General features: G+C 68.4%; 4 protein-coding genes. 2 read left to right on the top strand and 2 right to left on the bottom strand.

Translation table 11 applies throughout. The features are described from left to right. Positions 1–537: 537 nt before the first annotated feature. A complete protein-coding gene (locus tag NBRGI_RS11080; RefSeq protein WP_051727662.1) occupies positions 538–1,053 on the top strand; it encodes a hypothetical protein in 516 nt (171 codons plus the stop codon). A gap of 244 nt (positions 1,054–1,297) precedes the next feature. Further along, positions 1,298–1,792, top strand: coding sequence for a hypothetical protein (locus NBRGI_RS11075; protein ID WP_235210915.1), 495 nt, complete (start codon positions 1,298–1,300; stop codon positions 1,790–1,792). Here the strand turns inward: NBRGI_RS11075 and NBRGI_RS11070 are convergent. Then, complete coding sequence (locus NBRGI_RS11070) at positions 1,771–2,664, bottom strand: NAD(P)-dependent oxidoreductase (protein ID WP_029895186.1); 894 nt, start codon at positions 2,662–2,664, stop codon at positions 1,771–1,773. The genes NBRGI_RS11075 and NBRGI_RS11070 overlap by 22 nt on opposite strands. 209 nt (positions 2,665–2,873) lie before the next feature. Further along, positions 2,874–3,859 (bottom strand): MFS transporter (locus NBRGI_RS11065; protein ID WP_029895185.1); only part of this gene is annotated, 986 nt, incomplete at its 5' end.

Below are 3,859 nucleotides of genomic sequence, written 5' to 3'. Positions count from 1 at the left end.
CTCGGCGTAGGTCGCCGTCGGTCCGCGAATCACACGGCCGAACCCGACCGTAAACACCGGAACTCCCCCGAAAACACCCTCCGTACAAAGGAAATGACTTTTGGCAACCCGCCAGATGACCTTCGTCCCCAACCGTGGTGGGCCTGCGCGGCGGCGACGCCGGACCGAAGGTCCGCCACAGCGGGGACGAACGACTCTGCCCGCAGCCGCGCACACGTCATAGCCTGGTTCCGGTCAGCTGCTTTCGCCCGGCTGACCTGGCGCGAGCCCTACCCCACAGCATTCGGCCGCGCCGCCGCGTTGTTGCCGCCGGGGTCGATCCTGCCCTCGGCGGCAACAACCGTGTCCGGGCGGAATGTCGCGGCCACAACGACTTCCGACGCCAGTTGGCCGGCCCAGCGGCTTCCTCCGGCGGCAACGGTGATCGAACACGATTGACCGGCGATCCGCGGGGTACGGCTGATGAATGCGGGGAGCGCGCTTCGCCGGGACCCGCGCCGATTCAGCAGCAATTCCGCAGGGGAAGGAACAAACGCGATGACAGACACCCTGGTCGATCTGACGGCCGACAGCGGACAGGTCGCGCGACCGGATAGCCGAGGGCAATCACCCTGGCGCAGTGGTCATTCCGCTGCCGCGACGGAATGGCGCGACGCCAAAACCGTACTGGTGACCAGGATTACCGGTCCGCGACAGCTGACGACCGTGCCACGGCTGGTCATTCCCATCGGCGATACCCAGCTCGCCTTCCGGGTGTCGTCGAAATCCGCCGAGGCCGAGCAGCTGGCCCGCGACGGCCGCGTGCTGGTGCAGCCGGGTGACCGGCGCGGCACACCCGCCCTCGGCTCCCATCAGCGGCAGGGCCAGGCCCAGCTGGTGACCGCTGGCACTCTGCTCCCCTACGTCGAGTCCGAGATCGCCGCGAAGTACCGGTGGCGAATTCCCATGGCACGCTTCGCCCATCGCCTCGGGCACGGCGACGCCCCCTACGCCGACGTCGTCGTGCTGGTCGCCGTGGCCGAGCCGAGCAGCATCCCCATGTTGCCGCAGTAGCGGATTCGCGAACGGGAGATCAGAGTGCCGCCAACCGGTGCAGATGCTCGCCCAAGAGACGGCCCCCGTCCGGCGTGTGCGCCCGCGTGTCGATCGTGAGCTGACGTCATGGACGCGAGTTCGGCCCGCCACCGCTACCGAACGCGGACATCGACCTGTCCGCCGAACGGCGGATATCCCCCGGCTCGCGCCGGTGGCATCGTGGTCAGCGCAATCGAAATCAATCTTCGGTGGAGGAAACGTGTTGAGCCAGAGTGTGATTCGTCGTACAGGCCTGCGCGGCGCGGCTGCGGCCGCCGCCTTGGCCGCGGCACTGACCGTCGCGGCCGCGACCGGCGCGGCCGCGCCGGGCACAGGCAGCTCCGGCAGCTCGGACACCGGCAGCGGTAGTGGTAGCGCCGGAAGCGGGAGCAGCCCCGGCACGCCCCAGCCGCCCACCCAGCGCTGCAACCAGTCGACCAAATCCGGCGGCGCGGGCGTCACCGACACCATGCACGAGCTCGGCCGCGGCGGCCCGCTCTCCTTCGTTCTGGCCTACGAGACCTACGACATCCCGGACAAGATCGACGTCTTCTACCAGGGCGCGCTGGTGCGCACCACGGGTTATGTCGGCGACCAGCTCAATCAGGGCACCGGCTCCATCACGGTCGGCCTGCCCGCGGGCAGCGCCACCGCCGTCATGGTCCGCGTCACCGGCCCGAACGGCACCAAGTGGGACTACACCGTGAGGTGCCCCTGATCCGTGCGCAGCAGTTCGATCAGGGCGGTGATGCTCTGCGCACCCCGCCCGTCGGCCACCGCCCGGCGCAGGAGCTCGTGCATCGGGCCGTGCCAGGACATGTCCACCCCGGACTCCCGGGCGAGGCGCACGTCGTCGTCGATCGCGGTGTGGAACAACGCGATCGACGACCCGAGCCGGGTGTAGTCCTTGCTGTCGATCTCGTCGGCGATGACCGGCAGGATTGATTCGATCATCTGTAGCCACTTGATCGAGTACGGCACCATCGACCGTGCCGGGATACCCCGCCCGCCCAGTATCGCCGCGCCCTCGAAGAATCCGAGCAGCGCGGGCAGCAGGGTCGCGCCGACCGCGGATTCGAACAGCGCCGCGAGATCCGGTTCGGCGCCGAGGTGGACCACCTCCCCACCCAATACCCGCAGCGTGTCCGCGTGCTCGGCGAAGACCGCCTGCGCGCCGCCGAAGTACAGCAGGGTGTCGGGCGCGCCGATCGCCGACGGCACGTTCTTGATCGCGCCACCGAGGAAGCGCGCGCCCAGTCCGGTCACCCAGCTCGCGAATTCCCTTGCTTCGGAAGGGATTCCGCTGTTCGTGGTGACTACGACGCGACCCGCCAGCTCGGCTTCGGCGGCCGCCAGCGCTGTCCTGGTCGCCTCGAACGTGGTCATGGCGGAGATGATCAGGGGGCTGGCGGCCACGGCGTCGGCGATCGGCAGGTGTTGCCGCGCGCCGGCGGCTACGAGCGGCGCCGCGCGCTCCGGGTTCCGGTTCCACACGGTGGTGGGGTGTTCCGCCGCGAGGAAGGCCGCGGCGATCGCGGCACCCATGGATCCGGTGCCGAGCACCGTCACGGGCGTTCTCTGTTGCGTCATTGCCGCTCCAATTGCGTTGTCTATCAGACAGGCTCGAGGCCTCGTGCTCCGCCAGTGTCGAGGCAGGCGACCAGCGTGGACAAGTACGCACTTTCCGCGGGAGTTGCGCACGTCCAGGTAAGTAACCAGCTCAGCGCCGCAGGGCGTTGTCGCACAGTGGAAGACCACACCCGAAACCGGTCAGGTGTGGTCTTCGGTATTCGCTGCGGTTACAGCGCCTGATCCTTGGTCTCCACCAGCGCCTTGGCGCAGCCGAAACTCAATACCGCCAGACCGGCCAGCATGACTCCGATCGCGTTGCTGCCGTACGCCGACGAGAGCGGCGTGGCGACCAGGGGTGGGATCGCACCGCCGAGCACCCCTGCGAGGTTGTAGCCGAGACCCGCGCCGGTGTACCGGTAACGGGTCCGGAACATCTCCGGCAGCAGGGCGCCACACGGCCCGTATGCGACACCGAAGATGGCCAGGGTGGTCAGCACACTGAGCACGAAGGCGGGCCGAGATCCACTGTCCAGCAAGGGAAACAGCACCAGAGACCAGACGATGGCCAACCCGGACGACGCCATGATGACCCGGCGGCGGCCCAGCCGGTCGGAGTAGATGGCCGAAAGCACGGTCGCCGCACCGAATATCACCGCCGCACCGATGCCGACGGTCAGCACGAACGGGCGGCTGAACCCCAGCGTCTTGGTGCCGTAACTGGTGAGGAACGCGGTGCCCATGTAGAAGAAGGCGAACAAGGTGGCCAAAGCGCCTGCGGACAGCAGAATCTCCTTGGTCTGGTGCCGCCAGGCCTCCAGGAAGGGCAGCCGCGCCGGCCCGGTGTCGAGCGCGCGCTCGGTCGCGTTCGCACGGAAGACCGGCGTCTCTTCGATCACCAAGCGCACATACAGCCCGACGCCGACCAAGACGATCGAGAACACGAATGGGATGCGCCAGCCCCAGGTGAGGAAGGCGTCGTCGGTGTCACCGAGAAAGGTGCCGGTGATGAGAAACGTGCTGCTGGACAACGCGAATGCGAACGCGGGACCGATCTGCGGGAACATCGCGTAGAGACCGCGTTTGCCCGGCGGCGCGTACTCGGCGGTGAGCAGGGTCGCGCCCGCCCATTCGCCGCCGACGGCGAAGCCCTGACCGAAGCGCAGCAGCACCAGGATCAACGGTGCCGCGATGCCGATGGTCGCCGCGCCGGGCA

Origin of the sequence: Nocardia brasiliensis IFM 10847 (assembly GCF_000710915.1) — a bacterium.
In the GTDB taxonomy this organism is placed as follows: Bacteria; Actinomycetota; Actinomycetes; order Mycobacteriales; family Mycobacteriaceae; genus Nocardia; species Nocardia brasiliensis_A.
The sequence above is the reverse complement of the archived record's forward strand: the minus strand, read 5'-3'. Positions and strand labels throughout refer to the sequence as shown.